This window comes from Flavobacterium soyae, from assembly GCF_021245985.1.
Taxonomy (GTDB): domain Bacteria; phylum Bacteroidota; class Bacteroidia; order Flavobacteriales; family Flavobacteriaceae; genus Flavobacterium; species Flavobacterium soyae.
The window spans coordinates 134175-159250 of sequence record NZ_JAJQXA010000007.1 but is presented as its reverse complement, the minus strand read 5'-3'; the positions used below and the strand labels follow the sequence as shown (position 1 = coordinate 159250).

Here is a 25076-nt window from a genome sequence, read left to right as displayed (position 1 = left end):
GCAATTTATCTCGGCTCAAAATGTCTAAATGACTGCCAGTATTTATCTTTGTAGAGTTCGTAGCTTATTTCAAAAACCCCACTGTATTTTTTAATTAACTCATCGGCAATTTTGGCTGGTTTTCTAAAGTCTTTGCAAGTAAAAAAGATTTCTCTTTTATTGTTTGCCGTTTCTCTTCCAATATTTAAAAACCCGTCAGAATCTGGCAAAATTTGAATCATTTCTTCTTCTATTTCGTCTAGCAATTTATACGTTCTTTCATCTGGCAATCCGCCGTTGTTACAATCTTCAAAAGGAATTCCAACAATAAAAATCCACGGATGCGACGCTTTTTTATCCCACTCAATTAACGTTGTATTTATTAATGCCAAAACTACCAAACCATCCTTCCCTTTTCCTTCAAAATTAGCATAACTATCATTCTCCGTATTATGTCTTGTCCCTTCGTATTTTTCGACGAATTCCTTTTCTCTCCAAATTAAATAATCTTTTAATTTTTCGATCGGAATTAATTCTTCAGAAACATTTTCTGGGCCTGTAACAGCCAAGTTATCAATTAAAGTTACAGAATGCAGTTCTCCCAAATAATTATCTAGAAAAATATATACTCCGTTAGCTATATTAGATTTTTTCTCTTCAACAAAGTGATCATAAACAATTACCAGATCAATTTCGTCTGGATACTCTTCATGAATGCGAGGGTAAAATTTCAGGTTTTCTTTACTGAACTCAAAATCCTGATAAGTAATACCTATATTATTGATATCTGAAGCCGGCTTTAGAGCTGTAAATTTCCAGCCTTCAATTTTAGGGGCATTAGCAACTAATTCCTCAATTGCATAAATATTTCTAATTGCTCCGTCTGACGTTAAAACCAATTCGGCTGTCTGATCGTCAAACATTCCGGCAAGGAAATAAATTCCTTCGTGCATTTCATCTAGCTTTGGGGCAAGTTTATCAAAAAAACCTTGATGTATATTTTCTCCGCTTTGAACGGTTTTAAAAAACGCTTTTTCATTTGCTGAAAACCAATTCCAGAAATCATTATAAGATTGTATTGGAGCTTCTTTTTTGCCCAATATTTTATCTAGAAAACTCATGTATTACTAATTAAAATTTCACTAGAAACAAACTTAAGGAAAAGCGTTTTTAAAACATAGGAATATTTCTATAAAATATCAAGAATGCAAAAAGCCGTTCTGAAGTACTCAGAACGGCTTCTATGGTATTTAATTTTAATTTTACCCTATATTTTCTGTATTAAGTTTACTATTTTTTCTACTGTAAGTAAAGTAAATAAATAGTCCTATTAAGAGCCAAATCGTAAAATAAATCCAGTTCCAAACGCTTAATTCGGCCATCATATAAAGACAGCAGATCAATCCTAAAAGCGGAATTAAAGACAGATTTCTTCTAAAAGCCCAAACTGCTAGTCCAACCAAAACGAATAAGAATATCCACATTGGAATTTTGTGTTTGAATAAACTAAATCCTGATTCATATTTAGCAGAATCTGCAATTGGTAAACCTTTTACAACCTCAGCATATTTCGCTTCGTCGTCTTGATATTGTCCTAATAAATGTTCTAAATCCGAAGTTTCGGCAGTTTTATTGTTTACTTCGATACTTTCTAAATATTTGAAAACTTTTTCAGATTCTGATTTATCCAAAGATGTTACGATTGAAGCAGCATCATAAATTTGTGGCTCATTATTAATAAAAGCCATTGTCGCTTTATTATTGAAAGCAAAAGCATAATACAATCCAACGATCATTAAAACCGGAAGAATAAACTTCGAGTTAATATAAGGCGTTTTGAATTTTCCTCTTGGAATTTCAGGTTTGTTCTGTAATACCAAAACTCCTGCACAAACTAACACAAAGGCAAATAAAGTTCCGATACTGCATAAATCGGTTACCATTGTCAAATTCAAAAATAAAGCCGGAATCGCTACTACAAAACCTGTTACGATTGTAGCAAAAGATGGAGTTTTGAATTTTGGGTGAACAGTAGAAAATTTCTTTGGCAGTAAACCGTCACGGCTCATACTCATCCAGATACGTGGCTGTCCCATTTGAAAAACCAATAAAACGCTCGCCATTGCCACTACTGCACTTACAGCAATAATTCCCGACATCCATTTTAAATCTAATTTATCAAAAACAAATGCAAGAGGATCTCCGACATTTAATTCGTGGTATTTTACCATTCCGGTTAAAACCAAGGCAATAGCAATATATAAAATCGTACAAATGATAATCGCCCACATCATTCCTCGAGGTAAATCGCGCTGCGGGTTTTTACATTCTTCGGCAGTTGTCGAAATAGCGTCAAAACCAATATAAGCGAAGAAAACAGCCGAAACTCCTTTTAAAACCCCGCCAACTCCATTTGGAGCAAATGGATCCCAGTTTGCTGTATCTACATAAAATACACCTACAGCAATTACTAACAACACCACACAAAGTTTTACAACAACCATTAAGTTACTCGCGTTACGAGATTCTTTCATTCCTCTGTAAACCAAAGCTGTAATTAAAATAATAATGAATAATGCAGGGATATCGGTAACGAAATGGAAAGATCCAATAGTTGGCGCAGTTGTCCACGCTGTGTGTGCTTGCTGCAAAGCGACACTTAAATTTTCGAATGATTTTCCGCCTCGCATTAAAGCTTCGGCATCTTTAAATCCGTTTGAAGCGGTTAAATAATCCATCTGAATCCATTGTGGCAAATGAATGCCGCCACTCTGGAGCAGTCCCGTAAAATAGTCACTCCACGATATAGCGACGGTTATATTTCCTACGGCATATTCCATGATTAAAGCCCAGCCAATAATCCAGGCGATAATTTCTCCAAAAGCAACATATGAATAGGTATAAGCACTTCCCGAAACCGGAACCATCGAGGCAAATTCGGCGTAAGCAAATGCTGCAAAACTACAAGCCAAAGCTGTAAACAAAAACAAGAAAATAACAGCTGGTCCGCCGTCTGCACTGGCTTTTCCAATTGTACTAAAAATTCCCGCTCCAACAATAGCCGCTATTCCAAAAGCAGTTAAATCTTTGGTAGTCAAATGTTTTCCTAGTGCATTATGACCATCTGATTCATTCTGAGCAACTTGCTTCAGAATATCCTGTACTGTTTTCTTTCGGAATAAACTTGAAAATGCCATATATGTTTTGTATTATAAATTAATTTAATTCAGTTGTTATGGTTTTATTTTGCAAATAATGCAAAAATTATCCTTATTTCAAATATATAAAACGATTTTGTTTTTACAGGCGTTTTTTTTCTGCTGCAAAGACACTAAGTCACAAAGTTTTTTTGCCACAGATTAAAAGGATTAAAATGATTTTTCAATCTTTATCTAAATAATTTTTCAAGCAGATTTCGCAGATTTAAGCAGATTTAATTTAAAATTAGATATAATTAAAATCTGCGTGAAATAAAAATCATTCTAATCCTTTTAATCTGTGGCTAAACTTAAAATAAAACAAAAAATCCGCGTTCATCCGCTTTTTCACGAAGTGAATCCTTGTCATCCGCATGGCATTTCTCAACGCAGACAATTCCTCAAAATACTAACCGGATGCTGTGCTTCACGTTTTGTTCCATCATAAATTTGATGGCGGCAGCTCGTCCCAGCAGCAGCAATTTTTACATTTTCGGCAGTGTTGCGTACTTTTGGAAAAAGCGTGTCCTCTCCCATTTGCATGCTCACTTTATAATGCTCTTTTTCATAACCGAAAGAACCCGCCATTCCGCAGCAGCCCGAATTGTAAATTGTAACCGTATTATTTTTTGGAAGATTCAGCATGGCGAAAGTCGCTTCAACAGAACTCAATGATTTTTGATGACAATGTCCGTGAATTTTAATTTCTTTCGTTTCTTCAGAAAAAGAATCTGGCGTTATTTTTCCGTCAATGATTTCTTTTTTGAAGAATTCTTCGATTGTAAAAGCATTTTGTGACAATCGTTCAGCACTTTCTTTATCCGATGCCAATCGCAAATATTCATCTCTAAAAGTCAAAATCGCCGAAGGTTCAATTCCAATTAACGGCGCGTTACTTGAAATTAAGTCTTTGAATATATTGACATTAATATCGGTAATCTTTTTCGCTTCTTCCAAAAACCCTTTTGAGAGATAGGTTCTCCCGCTTTCTTCATGATTTACAATTAAAACTTCGTAACCTAATTTAGTTAGTAATTCAAAAGCATCAACCCCGATATTTACGTCATAATAATTCGTAAATTCATCAACAAACAAATACAATTGTCCATTTGGAAAATCCGCGTTTTTTGGTTTATTATTTTCATACCATTTTCTAAAAGTCTTTTTCGCCAAAAGCGGAACTTGTCTTTCTGCCGCAATTCCCATTGATTTTTTAACAAGCGGCTGATTCGAAATAAAATTCGTGATCGACGGAAACAAACTTCCCATTTTATTCAATTTTGCGTTGTTAGCAAAAATTTTACTTCGGGTAGAAAATCCGTTTGCTTTTTGGTATTGGTATAAAAATTCCGCTTTTAGAGTCGCAACGTCAACATTACTCGGACATTCGCTTGCGCATGCTTTACAGCTTACACACAACTCAAAAACTTCGTATAATTCTTTCTGGTCAAATTTGTTTTCTTTTTCAGAATACGTCAAATATTCGCGCAAAGCGTTTGCTCTTGCACGAGTCGTTTCCTTCTCGTTTCGTGTCGCACGATAACTCGGACACATCGCTCCTCCTGCCGATGGCATTTTTCGACAATCGCCAGAACCGTTACATTTTTCGGCAGCACGTAAAATTCCTAAACTGTCTGAAAAATCCTGAAACGTTTTAATATCGGGTTCTACCCTTCCTGAAATTACACGATGGTTTTCGTCCATTTTCAAAGCGTTGACAATCTTCCCGATATTTAAAACCGAATTCGGGTCAAACGCTAATTTGATTCTTTTCAGCAATTCGTAATTCTTCTCGCCAATCATAAACGGAATAAACTCACCGCGTACAATTCCGTCTCCGTGTTCACCGCTTAACGAACCTCTGTATTTTTTTACCAAATGCGCTACTTCTGTCGCTATGGTTCTGAATAATTTTAAGTCAGATGTTTTCTTCAAATTCAAAACCGGACGCAAGTGCAATTCTCCTGCACCCGCATGCGCATAATAAATCGCTTCTTGTCCGTGGCGTAACATCATTGCCGAAAATTCTGTAATATACGCTGGTAAATCGCTTAATTCTACCGCTGTATCTTCAATAGAATCGGCAGCTTTATCGTCTCCTACAATACTTCCTAAAAGTCCGAGACCGGCTTTTCTCAGTTCGTTGGCTTTATCAATATCAGCTCCGTAAATTTTAACAAGAGCGTAACCAAAATTGTGTTTTTCTAAATCTGCAATTAAAGCATTCGCCTGATTTTCGGCATCTTCTAAAGTGTGAGACGCAACTTCAAACAACATAATCGCTTTGGGTTCGCCAACTAAAAAGAAACGGTTTTTAATATGTTCACGATTCGTTTTCGTACAATCCAAAATCGTATCGTCTATCATTTCGCACGTATACAAATGATGTTTCATCGCCACCACAACAGATTCTAAAGATTCCTGAATGGTGTGATAATGTCCAACGACCATAATACTGTGCGCTGGCGGTAAATCGTCAACTTTTAAAGTAATTTCGGTCGTAAAGGCCAAAGTTCCTTCGCTTCCGCAAAGCAATTTTCCTAGATTTATAGTAGGTTCTGTTCCGCCAAATAATTCTGATCGTAACAAAATATCAACGGCGTAACCTGTATTTCGTCTATGAATTTCTGGTTTCGGAAACTCTTTTATAATTTCTTCCTGATTCTCTTTTACCGAAAGTTCGTCGTAAACGCTTTTGTAAATTTTATTTTCTAAAGAATCACCTTTGGTTTTCTCGATAAATTCCGCCGAAGTCAATTCGCCAAAAGCTACCTCTGTTCCATCGCTCAAAATCGCTTTTACCTCAGCAATTTTATCACGCGTTACACCATAACGAATCGAAGTTGTTCCAGATGAATTATTTCCCACCATTCCGCCAATCATTGCACGATTTGATGTGGAAGTTATTGGCGCAAAGAAAACGCCGTGAGGTTTTAGATATAAGTTCAATTCGTCACGAATAACGCCTGGCTGAACTGTAACCGTTTTTTTCTCGGCATTATAACCTAATATTTTGGTAAAATGTTTCGAAACATCAACCACAAGTCCGTCGCCAACTGCTTGTCCTGCAAGTGAAGTTCCGGCCGTTCTTGGCGTAATCGAAATATTATGTTCTGCCGCAAAGCGAATTAACCTACTGATATCTGCCGTAGATTTAGGCAAAGCCACCGCATTTGGCCGAATTCGATACACCGATGCATCTGTAGAATATAGTGTTTTATGAAGATCATCGTATAAAAGTGTACCTTCTAACGATGCGGCTAATTCTTGTAACTCCTTATTTATTGACATTCTGACTTATTTTTGTCTAAAATTCATGATCCTGAGTTACAAAAATACTTCTTTTTTAGGTGTTTTTATAAGGTACAAAGATACAAATTCACAGAGCAGCAAAGGGACAAAGGTTTTCTCTCCAAAACTAATTGTCACCCTGAGCGTAGTCGAAGGCTTATGGAAACGTAAATCCTATTTTTGGAATTTGGAGTTTTATTTTTTAGGAGCTATTTCCTGCTGTCCGCTATATCTTTTGTGGCGAACCCCGCCACAAAAGGATGCCGCTTCCATCAGGGCTAGGGCATTTGGTTTCATAAGAAAGAATTGGTAAACATTTACATAACAAATTTCCCCAATCTTGTCATTTCGACCGAAGGGAGAAATCGCACTAGAAATTACGCAAACATAATCGACAATCTTTGTGGTTACGAGTGTGATTTCTCCCTTCGGTCGAAATGACAAATTGCATGGAAATTTATTTGAGTTTATCTTTTTTAAAAATAACGCTTTATATTTACCACGTAGAGATTGTTAGTGTATTTGGCTCATTTTTAAGCTTTAATGAAATATATTATTTTTCTTACTTTTTGTCGTTTTTTTTAATACATTTACAACTCTTAAACTGCGACCTTAAGAACGAAATTGGCTTGCCCTTGTATTATGTGGACGGTATCGGAAACGACCGTAAACGCTGTCGTAGGCGTAAGAACCGCTAATTTACAAGGGTTTTATTATTCTTTTAAACTACGACTTTATGAATGAAAACACAATTTCAAAAGAAACCCAAATCAGGCTTTTGAATTTTTTCAACGAAAGAATTGAACCTGAAGAAATGGCTAAAACATTAAGGCAGGTAAATTTTACACTTGCATTAGGTATTATGAGCGAACACGAAGAACTTCAAAACGAAATCACCAAATTAAGAGACAGCTTTTACTGGCTCAATGAATTAGCTGAAACTTTAAATCCTTATTTGGATTTATAATGAGAATTTAGATTAGGGTAAACAAAAATCCTTGATATCAAAATCAAGGATTTTTAGGCATAAAAATTATCAAAAAGTCATTTACTACAAAAAGCTTCCTTACATTTGAATATCTTTGTTTAGAATATTATAATAATAAAATCTTCAAAAAATGGCATTATCATTAAGTGCAGAACAAAAGGAATTATTAAAAATTTTCAAAATTGAGGAACAATATGTCATACCGCCATATCAAAGACCCTATTCTTGGGAATATGATCATTGCTTTCAATTATATAATGACTTAGTAGTAGCATTCGATTCTCATCAGGATTATTTTATAGGGAATATAATAATTGCTAAATCAAATAGTAATAAAGATACTTTAGAGGTAGTAGATGGTCAGCAAAGACTTATTACCTCTCTTTTACTTTTTAAAACTCTTTATTTATTTCAACCAGAAATAAAAATTTTACAACTTTTACTAGAAAAAGAAGATTGGGAAGGCAATAACATTGTGTCAAGAGTTCGATCTGATGTTTTTGAAGCAAATGATGGAGATGCACTAAATGAAGTCTTGAGATATGATTATAGCAAATTAGAATCTCGTTTTATTAATGTTATTGATAAAAATGGAAAAATAAGTGAAAGATTATGCAATAGCAGATTTGAAGCCAATATTCTTTATTTTTATAGTTGGATAAAATTTTTTCAAGAAATTCGCAACGATTTAAAGGATTTCACCTCATATATCCTCAAACAAGTATATCTCTTGCCAATTGAATTAAGCGGTCAAACACAAGATGAAGCAAATGAAAAAGCGCTAGTTATCTTTGAAACAATTAATAATAGAGGAATGAATCTTGAAGATGCCGATATCTTTAAAGCAAAATTATATAATAAAGCAAAAAATATACAAGAGGAAAAAATATTTATAGATTACTGGACTGATTTTAAAAGTGGATGCGACAATCTAAATTTAAATATTGATGATGTTTTTCGTTATTACTCTCATATAATTAGAGGGAAAGAAGGAATTACATTGAGTGAAACAAATCTTCGTGAATTTTTTACCAATGAAAAATTTTCTCCTTTAGAAGTTAAAAAATATAAAGATGTTTTAGCTGATCTTTTTAAAATCTTAGAAATTTTAGAGGTAATTAATCAAGAGAAAATAAAAGAAACAGAAATAGCGAAATGGATTCAAATTATTGATGCATATACTAATCAATATCCCAAATATGCTATCGTAAATTATTTATTTGTAACTGAAATTAATCTTGATAATGATTTTACATATTTTCTAAAATCGCTTATAAGATATATATATTATTTAGGATCCACATCAACAGTAAAATTTGAAATTTATAATATTATTAAACAAACTTCTTCAGGGTTAACCATTGGTTCTTATTATCGAAATGATATTACCCAAGATTATTTTAACTATTTAGGAAGATTAAAGAAAGGATTTGCGTTATTAGCTTTCTATATAACGAAAAAAACAGCATTACCTACATATAACACTGATAAAATTATAAATCTCAAAGATAAAAAATTACTTTCAGATGACTGGAGAGATATCGATTTAAATAGTATAATTGATATTTTAGGAAATCAAGTTATTATTGATATTCCTAAGAAAAATATTTCTATTATAAAGAAAAAGGAATACTATAGTCATTCAGAAATTAAAGAAATTAAATATATCTTCAGTAATAAGAATTTTTCTTATCATGATTTAGAGAAAAGAGATAAAGAACTTAAAAATAGATTAGTTACATTTTTCACAGAATAATATTATGAATAAACTAAGAGTTGAAAAATTTAAAGCCTTTAATAGCGAAATAGTACTCCCATTAAACAACAAGAATCTATTGCTCTATGGAGAAAATGGTGCAGGTAAAAGTTCTCTTTACGAATCTATTAAAGTTATATTTTTTAAACAGAAAATTGAATCGATACTAACAGCTCCAACTCCGGAAGATTCTGAACAATTGAAAAATCAATTATGGAGTTCTTACAATAATAAAATTTCTAATTCTGAATTCGAAATTGAAATTAATGATGAAAAATATCAAACTTTTGTAACAACAGGATATCAAGTATTTATGATTTCAATAGAAGACCTTATTATTGAAAGTAGAATAAATTTAAAGGATCTTTTAGAAAAAATGTGTTTTGAAATTTCTGATATTTCGCAATTATGTATTCTACATTCGCAAGAAATACAAAATGGAGTTAATGAAGCCTTAGAAAATTTTCTTGAACCTATTACGATCGAAATAGATAACGAAGATGGTTATTCAATAAAAATTATCGATTCAGGGCGTAATCTTGAAAGTAAACTCGAAATAAAAAAATACTTTAATGAAGCTAAACTAAATATAATCATTTTATTGCTTTTATTAAATGCAATTGATAAATCAAAAGATGAAAATAAAAAAAAGATTTTAGTATTAGATGATTTTATTACCAGTTTAGATATTTCAAATAGAACTTTTATTATTAAATATATATTTGAAAAATTTAACGATTCTCAAATTTTAATTTTTACTCATAATATAAGTTTTTATAACCTCATAATGTTTAATATTCATGAGAGCAAAAAAAATAATGAATGGGAATTTTCGAATTTATATGAAATCAACAATCATCATAAGCTTTATATTAAATCTGAAATAGAAAGAGTTGAAAAAATTAAACATGATTTTATAAATATTCCTGCAAATCACAGTAATGACGATTTAGAAAATATCGGTAACAGGATTAGAAAAAAATTTGAAGTTTTACTTTACGAATATTCCAAATTATTAATGATCGGTGCTGTAGAAGATAGTAAAAAGATTCTTGAAAGAATAATTAAAAACCAACCTGCATATTATACAGAAGGAAAAACCGCGTCAGATTTACTTGAAGCAATAGAAGTTATATTACTAGAAAATAACAATAATAATTTAGTTCATAGATTAAATGAAAAAATTGCCCCTTTTAAAAATGGTGATTATTCAAACTTTCAAAAGATTTTAAAAGAATTAAAGTTATATCAAAAAGTAACAATGCATACCATGTCACATGCTAATGCTGTAGGAATGCCAACTTTTACTATTCGAGAAATAAAAAAATCAATAGAACTGTTAGAAAAAATGGAAAGCTATTTAAAGGCATTAGTAGACGATAATGTGGTTAATATCTAATAATTTTTCCATCAGTACTATAGTTTCCCCCAAATCCTAGTATTCAAATCCAATTCATGAACAATATCATGCATGAATTTCACAATCGAAAGATCGCCAGAGAGTAAATCGGGATCTAAAAGCGAAGAATGAATAGGCGCTTCAAAATAATTTTCCGACAACGGAAAAGCAATGTACATTTTAGAATGTATAAACGAAACCGAAATTGTTTCGTCGCATTTGCCGTTTAAGTCCAGAATTCTTTCCATCATGGCTGGCGTTAAAATATATCGCGCTTCGATTTGGTTACTGGAATAGGTTACAAATTTATTGCTGAAGTCGATGTTTTCTAATTCAATAACATCGGTGTTTCCAAAACTAAAAACGTTTTTGGAAAACCAGGAACCAAAAGCTTCTCCAAAACCTTTTGGACGAACAACTGTCGAAACATTGAAGTTTTTATTGAAATCCGCTACAAAAACAATTCCTTTAAAAATCGTGTGCCATTGTGTACGGGTTCCGTTTTTTGTGCTAGTTTCGGTTTTGTATTCAGCGTGAACTTCGGCAAACCAAAATGAAGTTTTATCGTTGGTTCCGCTTATTAAATCCTGTGTTTTATAACGATCAGATTCGGTTGTAAAAAGCTCAGAACTTCTAAACTCATATTCAGGAAGTCCGCTTTGCGGCGTTATCGTTAAACTTTCGTTGATATTTTTTAATGCAGATCCTACAACATTGGTCTTATAAGCCATTTTGTATTTCTTAACATCGTCGCCAATTCTAAAATGCATTACGATGCCAGTGATGGCAGAAACAGCAAATCCCAGAAAACCTAAAGTCGGGGAAACCTGATCAATAAACCAATTACCAGAATTACAATAGCAAGGCCAAATAAAATGTAGCACGTTTTATAAGTTTCGGCAATCTTTTTTCTCTCAACTTCTAATGTATTCAAAACCTCCTGCAAGGCTGAATTATTATTAATTCCTGAATCCATTAATTATTGAAAAGTTCTTTTGCACTAATATTTTTACGTTCTTCTTCCGGCGTTGCTAAAACATCAATTTTGGTATAATTCAGCATTCCTGCAAACAGATTTCCCGGAAACATCATAATAGCGTTATTGTAACTCGTAACCGAAGCATTGTACGTTCTTCTCGCAGCAGCAATTTGTTCTTCACTTTCTGTCCATGTACTTTGCAGGTTTAGGAAATTGGTATTTGCTTTTAAATCCGGATAATTTTCAACCGTTACCATTAAACCTTTTACAGCCGTGCTTAATTCCGTATCTAAACTTGCTTTTTCAGCATCGGTTAAAGAACCTGAAGTTGCTCTTGAACGAAGTTCTACGATTTTAGTTAAGGTACTTTGTTCGTAATTGGTATATTGTTTTACAATCTCCACTAAATTCGGAATCAAGTCAAAACGTTTTTTCAGCATTACATCAATAGAAGAAAAAGCATTAGTAACCTGGTTTCTTTTTTCGATAAGGGAATTGTAAATGAACACTCCGATTATGATGAAAACAAAAAGGATAATAACAACAATCATGGTTTATTTTTTAATTAGTTTGAAAACAAATATATAAAAACGGAAGTAAGTTTTGTTTAGCATTGTGTTTTTATTTAAACACATAGAAACATAGTTTTTTGGGAGTGAATAATAAGGATTAATAAAATCAAGATTTTACACATAGTCGCATAATATTCTCATTCCTTTTAAAACCACTGGCTATATTAAATGCATTGTGCTTATATTAATTTTAAAAAACCTCTATCTATGTTTGTTCAAAAAAAGTGAAACGCCTTTACCCACAAAGAAAACTATGTCTCTATGTGTTTAAAAAACATTTACGTACAGCCTTTAAAAAATAAATCTCAAAGTTTACTTATATTTATATGTAAAAAATCCCATTTTAGCGTTTCCAAATAAAATGCTTTTTTAAAACATCATTTTAATGAATAAAAATATAAGCTCTCTTTACGAAATTGCTCAAAAAGAGACTCGAAAAATACTAGGTTTAATGTCAGGAACTTCTCTTGACGGACTCGATCTGGCTCTCTGTGAAATTTCTGGCGAAGGCGAAAACACGCTCGTAAAAATCCAACAATTTGAAACCATCGATTACAGCGAAGATATTAAAACCGAAATCAGAAAAGTGTTTGCTAAAAAAACAATCGATTTTCAGCATTTGGTTTTACTCAACGAATGGATTGCAGATTTACATGCCGGAATGATTAATGATTGTCTTTCAAAATGGAATATTTCCGCAAGCGAAGTTGATTTAATCGCATCGCACGGACAAACAGTTTTACATGCACCAAAGTTTCTGCATCAGCAGGAAAAATTTCCCAATGCGACTTTACAAATTGGCGACGGCGATCATATTGCGGTAAAAACCGGAATTATAACTTTATCTGATTTCAGGCAAAAACATGTTGCGGCGGGCGGTGAAGGCGCGCCTTTGGCTGTTTATGGCGATTATTTGTTATTCAGCAAAAAAGGTGAAAACCGAATTATGCTCAACATGGGCGGAATCGCAAATTTCACTTATTTACCAGCTTCACAAAACGCCGAAGAGGTTTTTGTAACCGATACGGGAACCGCAAATACGTTAATCGATATTTGCACCAAACAGTATTTCCCTGAAAAAAGTTACGATAAAGATGCCGAAATCGCCAAAAGCGGAACCGTAAATCAGGAACTTTTAAGCGAATTAAAAAGCAATGCTTTCTTCCAAAAAAGTTTTCCAAAAACGATTGGCCAGGAATTATTCAACCATGAATTTGTGAACTCGGCTTTGGTGAAATTAGGTTTAGAAAATATTTCGGCACCAGATTTGCTTGCGACTTTAACACGCCTTAGTGCCGAGACAATTGCCGAAGCAGTTTTGTTTGTTGTACAAAATACTAAAACACCAATCGAAGAGTTTACAGTTTATATGTCTGGCGGAGGCGCACGAAATCCGTTATTGGTGAAATGGTTACAAGAATTATTGTCTTGTAAATTTGACAAAAGCGATGTTCTTGGAATTTCAGGCGATGCAAAAGAAGCCGTTTTGTTTGCCGTTTTGGCTAATGAAACCGTAGCGGGAGGAAATTATAATTTTGGTTCAAAAAAAGGAATTCCATCCGTAACAATGGGGAAAATTTCTTTTCCGGACTAAATAAATAAGTTTGCCACAGATTAGAAGGATTAAAAAGATTAATCCAAATAATCCTTTTAATCTGTGGCTATAAAAATGATTGCCACGAATTACACGAATTATCACGAATTATTTTTAATACTTTGAGAATAAAAAATTGGTGGAAATTTGTGTAATTCGTGGCAAAAAAACATTTAAAATAAAATTTAGCAGAATTCATTGAATTCCTAGCAAAACAAACTATTTTTGGTTCTTGTTAAAATTAAAGATTAAAATGCATAAAAATCAGCACTTACTATACTCAATCATACTTTTATTTTTCTTTGGATTAAAATCTAACTCACAAGAAAAAATAATGCATCCTAAAAATGAATTTAGAGGTGTCTGGATTGCAACCGTAGTAAATATTGACTGGCCAAAAACCGCATCTGATATTGTTGAAAAAGAAAAAGCTGATTATTTAGAAATTTTAAATACTTACAAAAAACTAAACTACAATGCTGTTATTGTTCAGATTAGAAGTGTGGGCGATGCTTTTTACCCAACAGAATTAGCGCCTTGGTCTAGATTTTTAACCGGAAAAGAAGGTATGGCTCCAAGTCCGTATTACGATACTTTGGCATGGATGATTGAAGAAGCGCATAACAGAGGTTTTGAATTTCATGCATGGCTGAATCCGTATCGAGCAACTTTTGATTTAAATAAACAGCAGTTAAGTCCGAACCATGATATTTTTAAACATCCGGAATGGATGATCGAATACGGTGGAAAATATTATTACGACCCTGCATTACCCGAAGTTCAGACGCATCTAACGAAAGTTGTAAAAGAAGTCGTTGACAAATACGATATCGACGCGATTCATTTTGATGATTATTTTTACCCGTATACTGTTCCCGGAAAAGTTTTTAACGACAGTGCTTCATACAGAAAATACGGCGCAGGTTTAAGTCTTCCCGATTGGCGTCGTGCCAACGTGAGTAACTTTGTACACACTATTTCAACAACTATAAAAGAAAGCAAACCGTGGGTTCAATTCGGAATCAGTCCATTTGGGGTTTGGCGAAATAAATCTGTTGACCCAAGAGGTTCTGACACTCAATCGACTGCAAATTACGACGATTTATACGCAGATCCTGTTTTATGGATGGATCAAAAATGGATCGATTACATTCTGCCTCAATTGTATTGGAGTATGAATAACACCCGAGCATCTTATTCGAAATTGGTAAAATGGTGGGCCGAAAATTCTAATAATACTGCTGTTTATATTGGTCACGCCTCTTATAAAATTAGAGGTGACAGCGACAAAAGCTGGAATTTTGTTTATGAAATTCCAAACCAGATTGATTTTGCCAGAAGTTTTAAAAATGTTTCCGGAAGTGCTTATTTCAGCGCCAAATGGTTCATGGACAAAAACTTTGATATTGTTCGTCTTTTAGAAGAAAACCAATATAAATATCCGGCGCTTCCTGCTGCAGTTCCAAATTTGAAACGTATTATTATTGATACGCCGGTTATTACAGATTTTACAAAAGATACTTTAAAATATAATTTCAGCATCAAAAATCCACTTAATACAAAGGTGCGTTACATTGTAATTTATGGCGGAGAACATATTTCTAAAGTAAATACAAACGATGCCGAGAAAATAATTGACAAAGTAAGAGCTGTCGAAAAAGACGGCATTATATCATTTTCTATTCCTGCAGAAAAAATCAACATGTATAAAGCTTGTGCTGTGACATTTATTGATTATTTTGCAAACGAAAGCACCCCAACTGCTGCCGACTTAAAAAAGAATTTTAAAATCTATTCACCTGCTCAGCCTAATGAAAACAGATAATAAACCCTGGTTCTGGATTCCGCTTCTTAACTTCGCTTCTGGATTTCCTTATGTTATTATCATCTCCGTTTCGGTTTTGATGTATAAAAAGTTAGGAATAACTAATGAAGATATTGGTCTGTATACAAGTTTGCTCTATCTTCCTTGGGTAATCAAGCCTTTATGGAGTCCATTAGTTGAGCTTTATGGAACAAAACGAAAATGGTTTTTATGGATGCAATTGCTTATTTCTATTGCTTTTTTAATTGTTGGATTCACTATTCCCTTACAAAATTTTTTCCTTGTTACTTTGGCAATATTCTGGGCTGCAGCTTTTGCTTCTGCCTCAAATGATATTGCAAGTGATGGTTTTTATTTATTGGTTTTACCAAAAGAAGAACAGTCATTCTTTTTAGGAATAAGAAGTACATTTTACAGAATCTCTATGATTGCCGGAAATGGACTAATTATACTTTTAGCAGGATATTTAGAACATAAATACAGTGATAATACAAAAGCCTGGTCGTATACCATGATTTTTGTTGGCCTGTTAATGACTCTTATTACCATTTACAATTTCATTTTTACGCCTAAAAACGAAATTAATTTAGCAGAAAATAAAGAACATCACCATCAAAGTTTTGGAACTATTTTTATCAGCTTTTTTAAGAAAAAACAAATTGTAATAGTTTTAATTTTTATTCTGGTTTTTAGGTTAGGAGAATCACAGTTGTTAAAAATGTTAACACCTTTTTTAGTTGACCCCATTAAATATGAACTAGTACAAAAAACTGCCGACTCAAATGAAAAAAAGGCATTATACTTATATAATACTAAAGTAAAAGCAGGTGTAAAACTTGAGGCCTCAGAATTACAACTCTTATATTCGAAATTGCCAATTGCTGCTGATACCAGAAAAGAGAAAAAACCTATATTAGAAACTCAACCAAAAAAAGGCGAAGAGTATAACAAAGTAAATGAAGCAAGAATTCATTTTGTCGATGAATTAATTACTACGAATGGAAATCAGGCAACAATTCACAAAGGCGGAATGGGACTTGAAACAGAAGATGTTGGTTTAATTTACGGAACTTTTGGCCTTATTGCTTTAACCTTGGGCGGAATATTAGGGGGAATTGTACTGTCTCAGCAGGGTCTTACGAAATGGATGCTCCCAATGTTTCTGGCAATGCACCTTCCAATTTTAGGATTTATTCTATTAGCTTTCTTTCATCCATCATCAATTTATTACATTTACGTCGTAGTTATTTTTGAACAATTTGGTTACGGTTTCGGGTTTACCGGCTTTATGATGTATTTAATTCATGTTGCCGAAGGAGAATCAAAAACAGCGCATTATGCACTTGCAACCGGATTTATGGCATTAGGAATGATGCTTCCGGGAATGTTGAGCGGTTATATACAGCAATATTTAGGCTATCAAAATTTCTTTATTTGGGTTTTTATAGCGACAATTCCAGGTCTTATTTTATCACGTTTTTTAATTTTCCCGAAAGATTTTGGGAAAAAATCTGAAGAAGTTTAACCCCAAATCAAACTCTTACTTATGGAAATCAATGAAAATCTGCAGGCCGAACGCAACTTAAAAGGAGCTGAGTTCGAAAAAACCGGAAATCTTGAAAAAGCAATTGAATTATATGAGGAAAATGTCGCAGAAAGCTTTAAAGGAAACCATCCTTATGATAGATTAGCAACGATCTACAAAAACCAAAACGATCTCGACAATGAAATCAGGGTTTTAGAAAAAGCTATTGTAGTTTATGAAGAAATTACAATCGAAGACAGACTCGAAGGGCTTCCAAAACTCTTCCGTTTTAAAAACCGCTTGGATAAAGCAATTGAAACCAAAAAACAATTAGCTAAACAAAAAAAAGCAAAATTGAAATAAAACATTCTTTTAAACACATAGAAACATAGATTTTTTTGTGTGAAAAGAATAGAAAAGAGAAACTCGTTTCTCAACACATAGTCCCGAAGTGTTGGAATGTATTTAAATAAAGTGAAACGCCTTTTCCAAGAACTAAATACTATGTTTCTATGTGTTAGAAAATTAAACGATACTAATCTAAGCATTCTAAATCATGAACATAAAACGAACCAATTCAGATGATCCCGATTTTATAAAGTTGGTAGCTTTATTAGATCAGGATTTAGCGATTAGAGATGGTGATGATCATGCGTTTTACAATCAGTTTAATAAAACCGATAAAATAAAACATACGATCGTTTATTACGAAAATGACATTCCTGTTGGCTGTGGCGCTTTTCGCGAAAAAGAAAGTGACAAGACCGAAATCAAAAGAATGTATGTTCATCCTGATTTTCGCAAAAGAGGAATTGCTTCAAAAGTTTTAGCCGAATTAGAAATTTGGGCTAAAGAAGTTGATTATACTTATACTATTCTCGAAACCGGGAAAAACCAGCCCGAAGCCATAAATTTGTATCAAAAATTAGGTTACACAATCATTCCAAATTATCCGCCTTACGAAAAGATGGATAACAGCGTCTGCATGAAAAAGACTTTATAATAATGAAAATTACCGCCGAAGCATTACGACAAAAAATAGGACAATTCTTTTTTCCTGCCGTTTTTATTAACGATACCGAAGAAAATATCCAGGAAACCGAACGTTTAATAAAGGAACACAATATTGGCGGATTGACCTTTTTTCACAGCCGCGCGAGCGCTGCAACAAATTATGAAAGCAAGAAAAAAGTTGTTTTTAATGATGACAGCTATCAAAAAATAAAAGAACTCATCGTTCGTTACCAAAAAGCCGCTTCTACTCCACTTTTAATCAGTATTGATGCCGAATGGGGCTTGGCAATGCGTATCGAAAAAACACCGCAATATCCGTATGCAATTACACTTGGTGCTTTGCCTGAAAACAAATCTGATTTGGTTTACGAAGTTGGAAAACAAATAGGTTTAGATTTAAAAGCTGCCGGAATTCAGTATAATTTATCGCCTTTGGCAGATATAAATAATAATCCGAATAATCCTGTTATTGGGTATCGTTCTTTTGGTGAAAACAAAGAAAAAGTAGCCAGTTTTGCTGTTGAATATTTAAACGGAATGTCTGAAGCTGGCGTTTTAGGCTGTCTGAAACATTTTCCCGGACACGGAAATACCAATGTCGATTCGCATTTAGGACTACCGGTTTTAAAAGAAACGCTGGAAGAATTATTAGAAAATGAATTGTATCCATTCATTAAAGGAATTGAAAACAATGTCGATTCGATTATGATTGGACATTTGGCTGTTCCAAGTTTAAATGATGGAAAAGATACATCGGCAACCTTATCAAAAGCAGTTATTCAGGATCTTTTACGAGACAAATTAGGTTATGATGGTTTGGTAATTTCTGATGCTTTAAATATGCACAGCGTTTCTAAATTATACGAGACTAAAGGTCAGTTGGAATGGGAAGCTTTTAATGCCGGAAATGATATTTTATGCTTCGCCGAAAATGTTCCCGAAGGAATCGAAGCTATCTTTAGGAATGCATCACCAGACCGTATATTCGAAAGCTATAACAGAATCATGAAAGCTAAAGAAAAAGCAGGAATTCTTTCTGGAAACACTGCTTCTTCAGGCGAATTAAATTTTGAAAAAACATCTGAACTAAATCTACAGATTGCTCAAAATGTGATCACAGCCATTATTGATAATTCAAATTCAGAATTGGCATTTGAAGCACAGAAAAACGACAAATTAGCCAAACTGAATTTATATAAAAATACCGAAAATATTTTCTTTAAAACTTTAAATTCAAAATTACCTTCACCTGAATTTGCTTTAGAAAATTTAGAGGTTTCGGATATTTCATCTATCAAAAAACAATTAGAAAATTTCGAAACAATCTTAATTTCATTATTTGTTCCTAAAGCAAAGCCAGCAAATAATTTCGAAATTGACAATGCAGTTTTAGAGCTGCTTTCTGATTTACTTCAAACAAAAAAATGCATCGTTTACGTTTTCGGAAATCCGTATGCTTTACCAATAATTCCGAATTTAAAAAAGGCTTCAGGATTGGTTCAGGCGTATCAGGATTTTGAAGAATTTCAAAAAACAGCAGCAATTCAATTTTTAAATAAAATTTCTTTAAACGGCACTCTTCCGGTAAATATTGATATCCAATAAGTTAAAACATTAAATAGTCAAAATTTATCAACTTATAAATTTTTATAATCACGTCTTATTGTAAGAATCTGAACTTATACCCTACTTTTGCACCAGAAATAAATTTTTAACGTAAAACGAAAAATATGTCTTTAGTAGGAAAAAAATTCCCAAGTATTGCAGTAGATGCTATCTCAGAAATGGGTGACAATTTAAAAATCAACATTTTTGAAGAAGCAGTAAACAACAACAAAAAAGTATTATTGTTTTGGTACCCAAAAGATTTCACTTTTGTTTGTCCAACTGAATTACACGCCTTTCAAGCTGCATTACCAGAATTTGAAAAAAGAAATACTATCGTAATTGGTGCTTCTTGTGACACAAACGAAGTTCACTTTGCTTGGTTAAATACTCCAAAAAACAATGGTGGAATCGAAGGTGTTACTTACCCAATTTTAGCTGATACAAACCGTAACTTAGCTAACATTTTAGGTATTCTTGATATCGAATCTACAAGCTACAGCGAAGAGACTGATTCAGTTATCATCGAAGGTTCAAATGTAACTTACAGAGCTACTTACCTTATTGATGAAACTGGAAAAATTTTCCACGAAAGTGTAAACGATATGCCATTAGGACGTAACGTAAACGAATACTTAAGAATGGTTGACGCTTACACTCATATCCAGACTAAAGGTGAAGTTTGCCCTGCAAACTGGGAAGCTGGTAAAGAAGCTATGTCTGCTGACAGAATTAGTACTGCTGAATACTTAAGCGCAAACTAATTTTTTATAAAGGTACAAAGGTTCAAAGGCACAGAGTTGCAAAGTTTTTTTGCTGCTTAAAAAATTATCCCATTGAACCTTTGTTACTTTAATTCTCCTCTAAAAAAAATACCAAAGAATTTTATCGGTCTCAAACAACAAATGTAATTTGTTGTGATTTCTTATACAGTTTAAAAAACTTTGAGCCTTTGAACCTTTGTAACTTTGAACCTTAAAAAATAAAGAAATGTTAATCGACTTAAACGAAGATACGTTAGCAGATTTAGTTGCTAAAAACGAAAAAGTAGTAGTACAATATTCAGCATCATGGTGTGGAAACTGCCGTATTATGAAACCAAAATTCAAAAAATTAGCAGCAGAAAATGAAGCTATCACTTTTGTTTTGGTTGATGCAGAAAATTCTCCTGAATCAAGAAAATTAGCTAATGTAAGCAACCTGCCAACATTTGCAACTTTTGTAAACGGACAGTTAGTTGGCGAAACGCAGACTAACAAACAAGAAGTTTTAATCGACTTAGTAAACGCTATTGTTTAATTGGTTATTTGTTTATTCGTTTAATCGATTAAACAAAAAAACGATTTAACGCTTAAACAAAAAATTATGAAATTACCAGTAATAAAGCATTTAACACAATTTATCGAAGAAAACGATCAGGATTATATCATCGAAACGATCGAAGTTCTTGAAGCTATGACCGAAATTCCTTCTCTTAAAGATGAAGAATTAGATGTAATTGGCGAATTGATTTCGAATATGTACGGTGCTCTTGAAGTACAAAAACTTGTAGCTCAGGGAACAGATAAAAAAGAAGCTTTAAATACATTTATGAAACGTGTTTTAGGTTCAATCGATAAATAAATTGACCTCTTTTTCAAATAAAAAACAAAAAAACATGACTGAGAAAGCGTTTCATTTTTGAGACGCTTTTTTTTGTTGTAGTAAAATGGCACACGGATAACGCGGATTCACTTCGTGAAGTCGCAGATTTAAACGGATTTTTTTGTTTCATACGTAAAGACAAAAGAAATAAATCCGTTTAGATCCACATTTTGGCGTAAGCAAATCCGTGTCACCCGCGTTCAATCTATCCGGAAACCAAATAAAAATTCACCTCCTTAATCTCACCTTAAACCCTTAACAAATACTTTTAGATTCAAATATTAATCCTTACTTTTGAGCCTCATTAATTTAAACAAAAATCATGGCTTCAATCACATTAGGAGGAAATCCGGTTCATACATCAGGCGAATTACCAGCAGTTGGTTCAAAATTGGCTGACTTCAAATTAATACAAAACGATTTATCAGTTGCTTCTTTAAGTAACTTCGCTGGTAAAAAATTAGTTTTAAACATCTTTCCAAGTGTTGACACAGGAACTTGTGCAACGTCTGTTAGAAAATTCAACCAAAGTGCAAGCGGATTAGAAAATACAACTGTTTTATGTATTTCAAGAGATTTACCTTTTGCTCAAAAACGTTTTTGCGGTGCAGAAGGTTTAGAAAATGTAGTTAATTTATCTGATTTTCAAACAGGAAGTTTTGGTAAAGCAAACGGTTTAGAAATTGTTGACGGACCTTTAGCGGGTTTACATTCAAGGGCTATTATTGTAGTTGATGCTGATGGAACAATTACTCATACAGAACAAGTTGCTGAAATTGCAAACGAACCAAATTACGAAGCGGCTTTAGCAGCACTATAATATTTTCCACTAAATGGAGTTTCAAAAAGATAATACCTTTGTTACAGGTCGTTTAAAGAGTGTAACTTACGCTTTTAAAGGAGCTGTAAAATTGATAAGAACAGAACACAGCGTTATGGTCCAATTCTCATTGGGAATTATTATGACCATTGCCGGGTTCTATTTTCATATTTCTCAAACCGAATGGCTATGTCAAACCTTAGCCATTGGTTTGGTTTTAAGCATTGAAGGATTAAATACGGCAGTTGAAAAAATCGCCGATTTTATCCACCCCGATTACAGCAGACGAATTGGGTTTATTAAAGATATTGCTGCTGGAGCGGTATTTTTTGCCGCCATGACAGCAATAGCAATTGGTTTGATAATTTATATTCCAAAATTTATATAGGCGGAACGCAAGAATGGCAAAAACAAAAAAAGAAACTGTAGACAAAAAAACCGAATCAAAAGTCGCAGGCATTAGATCCTGGACATTATCCAAGCAGCAAAAATTTGTGCTGGGCTGCCTTTTGATACTCTTTTCTATTGCATTATTAGTTGCATTTATTTCTTTTTATATCAACGGGCAATGGCAGACAGACCAAAGTGCGGTTACTCAAATTGGTGATCGTGACGAAGTAGTACAAAACTGGCTCGGAAAATTTGGGGCTTATCTCGCTGATTTAATTGTTTACAGAGGCTTCGGCCTTGCCTCCTTTATAATTGTTCGTTTATTCTTTTTAACCGGATTATTTCTGGCATTAGAACTTTCGACCAAAAAATTAAAAAATACTTGGTTCTGGGATTTATTTGCCATTATCGTTGTTTCTATTTTATTTGGCTTTTTTGCTACTTCGGCACCAGAATTAGGAGGAACAATTGGTTATGAATTAAATCTTTTCCTTCAGGATTATATCGGGAAAACCGGAACTTTATTGAGCTTACTTTTTGGACTGATCGTTTATTTGATTTTCAAAATAAAAGTATCTCCGGAAAAAATACAGTCTTATTTTGATTCAACTAAAAATGAATTAAAATCTGAATTAAATTCTATCAAAAAACCGCAGCAGGATTTAGAACCTGAAAGCGCTTATAATTTAGAAGAATTTGCAATTGAAGAAGATCCTGAACTGGATAATATTCATTTAAAAACAGATGATTCTAAATTCGAAATCAACAAAGAAGCTTTAAAACCAACTATCAATCATTCGTCTGAAATTGATTTGAATCCGGTTTTAAAACCTGTACAAATGAACGTAAATCCGGTAACAGAAACTCCTCCTGTACACACAGAAGAATTTGTTATTGAAAAAGCCGAAGAAGAAGATATTATTGAAGAAAACCTTGCTTCTCGCCTAGTTGCTGATTTCGGATTATTTGATCCAACTTTGGATTTATCCAATTATAAATTCCCAACTATCGATTTATTAAAAGAATATTCGACTGGCGGAATTACAATTAATCAGGAAGAATTAGAAGAAAACAAAAATAAAATTGTAGATACGCTTCGTAACTACAAAATTGAAATTGCACAGATTAAAGCAACCGTAGGTCCATCGGTAACTTTATATGAAATTGTACCGGAAGCCGGAATCAGAATCTCTAAAATTAAGAGTTTAGAAGACGATATTGCTTTGTCATTATCGGCTTTAGGAATTCGTATTATTGCACCAATTCCAGGAAAAGGAACAATTGGTATCGAGGTTCCAAACAAGACTCCAACTATGGTTTCTATGAAAAGTGTTATTGGCGCTGCGAAATTTCAGGAAGCTGAAATGGAACTGCCAATTGCTTTAGGAAAAACCATTTCGAACGAGACTTTTGTGGTCGATCTTGCCAAAATGCCTCACTTATTGATGGCGGGTGCAACAGGACAAGGAAAATCGGTTGGATTAAATGCGGTTTTAACTTCGCTTTTATACAAAAAACATCCGGCAGAAGTAAAATTTGTTTTGGTCGATCCGAAAAAAGTTGAGCTTACACTTTTTAATAAAATAGAAAGACATTATTTAGCAAAACTTCCAGATACAGAAGACGCTATTATTACTGATAACGCAAAAGTGGTTAATACTCTGAATTCACTTTGTACCGAAATGGACAACCGTTATTCTTTATTAAAAGATGCGATGGTCCGTAATATTAAAGAATACAACGAGAAATTCAAAGCAAGAAAATTAAATCCGGAAGCCGGACATCGGTTTTTACCTTACATCGTTTTGGTTGTCGACGAGTTCGCTGATTTGATTATGACGGCAGGAAAAGAAGTCGAAGTTCCAATTGCTCGTTTAGCTCAGCTGGCGCGTGCTATTGGTATTCACTTAATTATTGCTACACAAAGACCTTCTGTAAACGTTATTACAGGTTTAATTAAGGCCAATTTCCCTGCGAGAATTGCATTTAGGGTAACTTCAAAAATTGACTCGAGAACAATTTTAGATACTCAGGGAGCTGACCAGTTAATTGGACGAGGAGATTTATTGTATACAAATGGAAATGACGTAACACGTGTTCAATGTGCTTTTATTGACACGCCGGAAGTCGAAAAAATTACAGATTTTATTGGTTCTCAAAAGGCGTATGCCACAGCATATTTGCTTCCAGAGTTCATTGGAGAAGAAACTGGCATCAATCTTGATATGGATATTTCCGAAAGAGATACCTTATTTAGAGAAGCTGCAGAGATTATTGTTAATGCACAGCAGGGTTCTGCTTCATTACTGCAAAGAAAATTAAAATTAGGTTACAACAGAGCCGGTCGTTTGATCGATCAGCTGGAAGCAGCAGGAATTGTTGGACCGTTTGAAGGCAGTAAAGCAAGAAGTGTGAACATTTTAGACTTAAGTGCTCTTGATCAATTCTTTAATAATGAACAAAATTAATCCAATCATGAGAACAAACATTCAGGAAAT

General features: G+C 33.4%; 20 protein-coding genes. 15 read left to right on the top strand and 5 right to left on the bottom strand.

Annotated features, from left to right (window positions below; genetic code table 11):
* Positions 1 to 5 precede the first annotated feature (5 nt).
* From LUU93_RS11120 to LUU93_RS11110, 3 genes are all read right to left on the bottom strand, one after another.
* The gene (locus LUU93_RS11120; protein ID WP_232681156.1) at positions 6 to 1100 is read right to left on the bottom strand and encodes a DUF695 domain-containing protein; all 1095 of its coding nucleotides are present in this window, start codon (positions 1098 to 1100) and stop codon (positions 6 to 8) included.
* Between the two features lie 141 nt (positions 1101 to 1241).
* A complete protein-coding gene (locus LUU93_RS11115; protein WP_232681155.1) occupies positions 1242 to 3176 on the bottom strand; it encodes an amino acid permease in 1935 nt (644 codons plus the stop codon).
* A gap of 384 nt (positions 3177 to 3560) precedes the next feature.
* Positions 3561 to 6467 carry an FAD-binding and (Fe-S)-binding domain-containing protein gene (locus tag LUU93_RS11110; RefSeq protein ID WP_232681153.1) on the bottom strand — a complete coding sequence of 969 codons (2907 nt, stop codon included), beginning with the start codon at positions 6465 to 6467 and terminating at the stop codon, positions 3561 to 3563.
* 736 nt (positions 6468 to 7203) lie between these two features.
* Here LUU93_RS11110 and LUU93_RS11105 point away from each other — a divergent pair.
* The 3 genes from LUU93_RS11105 (at position 7204) to LUU93_RS11095 (ending at position 10610) form a co-directional block, all read left to right on the top strand.
* Positions 7204 to 7434, top strand: coding sequence for a hypothetical protein (locus LUU93_RS11105; RefSeq protein ID WP_232681151.1), 231 nt, complete (start codon positions 7204 to 7206; stop codon positions 7432 to 7434).
* Between the two features lie 151 nt (positions 7435 to 7585).
* Positions 7586 to 9211 (top strand): DUF262 domain-containing protein, encoded by a 1626-nt coding sequence (locus tag LUU93_RS11100; protein WP_232681150.1) that lies wholly within the window; start codon positions 7586 to 7588, stop codon positions 9209 to 9211.
* A gap of 4 nt (positions 9212 to 9215) precedes the next feature.
* On the top strand, positions 9216 to 10610 hold the full coding sequence (locus LUU93_RS11095; RefSeq protein WP_232681149.1) for a hypothetical protein: 1395 nt from the start codon (positions 9216 to 9218) through the stop codon (positions 10608 to 10610).
* Between the two features lie 17 nt (positions 10611 to 10627).
* On the opposite strand, the gene LUU93_RS11090 is transcribed toward LUU93_RS11095, so the two are convergent.
* Both LUU93_RS11090 and LUU93_RS11085 read right to left on the bottom strand, forming a co-directional pair.
* On the bottom strand, positions 10628 to 11494 hold the full coding sequence (locus tag LUU93_RS11090) for a DUF3137 domain-containing protein (RefSeq protein WP_232681148.1): 867 nt from the start codon (positions 11492 to 11494) through the stop codon (positions 10628 to 10630).
* A 91-nt stretch (positions 11495 to 11585) separates the two neighbouring features.
* Positions 11586 to 12140: a LemA family protein gene (locus LUU93_RS11085; RefSeq protein ID WP_232681146.1), complete on the bottom strand. Its 555-nt coding sequence runs from the start codon at positions 12138 to 12140 to the stop codon at positions 11586 to 11588.
* Positions 12141 to 12546: 406 nt separating this feature from the next.
* Here LUU93_RS11085 and LUU93_RS11080 point away from each other — a divergent pair, with 406 nt between their 5' ends.
* From LUU93_RS11080 to LUU93_RS11025, 12 genes are all read left to right on the top strand, one after another.
* On the top strand, positions 12547 to 13755 hold the full coding sequence (locus LUU93_RS11080) for an anhydro-N-acetylmuramic acid kinase (protein WP_232681144.1): 1209 nt from the start codon (positions 12547 to 12549) through the stop codon (positions 13753 to 13755).
* A 253-nt stretch (positions 13756 to 14008) separates the two neighbouring features.
* Entirely contained in the window at positions 14009 to 15580 is a 1572-nt protein-coding gene (locus LUU93_RS11075; protein ID WP_232681143.1) for a glycoside hydrolase family 10-like protein, read from the top strand.
* Positions 15567 to 17105, top strand: a complete 1539-nt coding sequence (locus LUU93_RS11070) for an MFS transporter (protein WP_232681142.1) — start codon at positions 15567 to 15569, stop codon at positions 17103 to 17105. The genes LUU93_RS11075 and LUU93_RS11070 overlap by 14 nt, the downstream gene beginning before the upstream one ends.
* A 21-nt stretch (positions 17106 to 17126) precedes the next feature.
* Positions 17127 to 17468, top strand: a complete 342-nt coding sequence (locus LUU93_RS11065) for a tetratricopeptide repeat protein (RefSeq protein WP_053471121.1) — start codon at positions 17127 to 17129, stop codon at positions 17466 to 17468.
* Positions 17469 to 17661: 193 nt separating this feature from the next.
* The gene (locus LUU93_RS11060) at positions 17662 to 18108 is read left to right on the top strand and encodes a GNAT family N-acetyltransferase (RefSeq protein ID WP_232681141.1); all 447 of its coding nucleotides are present in this window, start codon (positions 17662 to 17664) and stop codon (positions 18106 to 18108) included.
* A gap of 2 nt (positions 18109 to 18110) precedes the next feature.
* Positions 18111 to 19724 carry a glycoside hydrolase family 3 protein gene (locus tag LUU93_RS11055; protein WP_232681140.1) on the top strand — a complete coding sequence of 538 codons (1614 nt, stop codon included), beginning with the start codon at positions 18111 to 18113 and terminating at the stop codon, positions 19722 to 19724.
* Between the two features lie 125 nt (positions 19725 to 19849).
* On the top strand, positions 19850 to 20488 hold the full coding sequence (locus tag LUU93_RS11050; protein WP_232681139.1) for a peroxiredoxin: 639 nt from the start codon (positions 19850 to 19852) through the stop codon (positions 20486 to 20488).
* Positions 20489 to 20714: 226 nt separating this feature from the next.
* The gene (locus tag LUU93_RS11045; RefSeq protein WP_232681137.1) at positions 20715 to 21023 is read left to right on the top strand and encodes a thioredoxin family protein; all 309 of its coding nucleotides are present in this window, start codon (positions 20715 to 20717) and stop codon (positions 21021 to 21023) included.
* A gap of 66 nt (positions 21024 to 21089) precedes the next feature.
* Positions 21090 to 21347, top strand: a complete 258-nt coding sequence (locus LUU93_RS11040) for a DUF6952 family protein (RefSeq protein ID WP_008462029.1) — start codon at positions 21090 to 21092, stop codon at positions 21345 to 21347.
* A gap of 343 nt (positions 21348 to 21690) precedes the next feature.
* Positions 21691 to 22188 carry a thiol peroxidase gene (gene tpx, locus LUU93_RS11035; protein ID WP_232681135.1) on the top strand — a complete coding sequence of 166 codons (498 nt, stop codon included), beginning with the start codon at positions 21691 to 21693 and terminating at the stop codon, positions 22186 to 22188.
* A 13-nt stretch (positions 22189 to 22201) separates the two neighbouring features.
* Positions 22202 to 22576, top strand: coding sequence for a diacylglycerol kinase (locus LUU93_RS11030; protein WP_053471127.1), 375 nt, complete (start codon positions 22202 to 22204; stop codon positions 22574 to 22576).
* 13 nt (positions 22577 to 22589) lie between these two features.
* Positions 22590 to 25046 (top strand): DNA translocase FtsK, encoded by a 2457-nt coding sequence (locus LUU93_RS11025; RefSeq protein ID WP_232681133.1) that lies wholly within the window; start codon positions 22590 to 22592, stop codon positions 25044 to 25046.
* The last annotated feature ends 30 nt before the right edge of the window (positions 25047 to 25076 follow it).

Bases quoted from the DNA above. Each gene is read 5' to 3' on its own strand.
- LUU93_RS11045 (WP_232681137.1), top strand. From the start codon at position 20,715: ATGTTAATCGACTTAAACGAAGATACGTTAGCAGATTTAGTTGCTAAA.
- LUU93_RS11050 (WP_232681139.1), top strand. From the start codon at position 19,850: ATGTCTTTAGTAGGAAAAAAATTCCCAAGTATTGCAGTAGATGCTATC.
- LUU93_RS11085 (WP_232681146.1), bottom strand. From the start codon at position 12,140: ATGATTGTTGTTATTATCCTTTTTGTTTTCATCATAATCGGAGTGTTC.
- LUU93_RS11110 (WP_232681153.1), bottom strand. From the start codon at position 6,467: ATGTCAATAAATAAGGAGTTACAAGAATTAGCCGCATCGTTAGAAGGT.
- LUU93_RS11075 (WP_232681143.1), top strand. From the start codon at position 14,009: ATGCATAAAAATCAGCACTTACTATACTCAATCATACTTTTATTTTTC.
- LUU93_RS11055 (WP_232681140.1), top strand. From the start codon at position 18,111: ATGAAAATTACCGCCGAAGCATTACGACAAAAAATAGGACAATTCTTT.
- LUU93_RS11070 (WP_232681142.1), top strand. From the start codon at position 15,567: ATGAAAACAGATAATAAACCCTGGTTCTGGATTCCGCTTCTTAACTTC.
- LUU93_RS11025 (WP_232681133.1), top strand. From the start codon at position 22,590: ATGGCAAAAACAAAAAAAGAAACTGTAGACAAAAAAACCGAATCAAAA.
- LUU93_RS11115 (WP_232681155.1), bottom strand. From the start codon at position 3,176: ATGGCATTTTCAAGTTTATTCCGAAAGAAAACAGTACAGGATATTCTG.
- LUU93_RS11080 (WP_232681144.1), top strand. From the start codon at position 12,547: ATGAATAAAAATATAAGCTCTCTTTACGAAATTGCTCAAAAAGAGACT.
- LUU93_RS11060 (WP_232681141.1), top strand. From the start codon at position 17,662: ATGAACATAAAACGAACCAATTCAGATGATCCCGATTTTATAAAGTTG.
- LUU93_RS11120 (WP_232681156.1), bottom strand. From the start codon at position 1,100: ATGAGTTTTCTAGATAAAATATTGGGCAAAAAAGAAGCTCCAATACAA.
- LUU93_RS11040 (WP_008462029.1), top strand. From the start codon at position 21,090: ATGAAATTACCAGTAATAAAGCATTTAACACAATTTATCGAAGAAAAC.
- LUU93_RS11105 (WP_232681151.1), top strand. From the start codon at position 7,204: ATGAATGAAAACACAATTTCAAAAGAAACCCAAATCAGGCTTTTGAAT.
- LUU93_RS11100 (WP_232681150.1), top strand. From the start codon at position 7,586: ATGGCATTATCATTAAGTGCAGAACAAAAGGAATTATTAAAAATTTTC.
- LUU93_RS11065 (WP_053471121.1), top strand. From the start codon at position 17,127: ATGGAAATCAATGAAAATCTGCAGGCCGAACGCAACTTAAAAGGAGCT.
- LUU93_RS11030 (WP_053471127.1), top strand. From the start codon at position 22,202: ATGGAGTTTCAAAAAGATAATACCTTTGTTACAGGTCGTTTAAAGAGT.
- tpx (WP_232681135.1), top strand. From the start codon at position 21,691: ATGGCTTCAATCACATTAGGAGGAAATCCGGTTCATACATCAGGCGAA.
- LUU93_RS11095 (WP_232681149.1), top strand. From the start codon at position 9,216: ATGAATAAACTAAGAGTTGAAAAATTTAAAGCCTTTAATAGCGAAATA.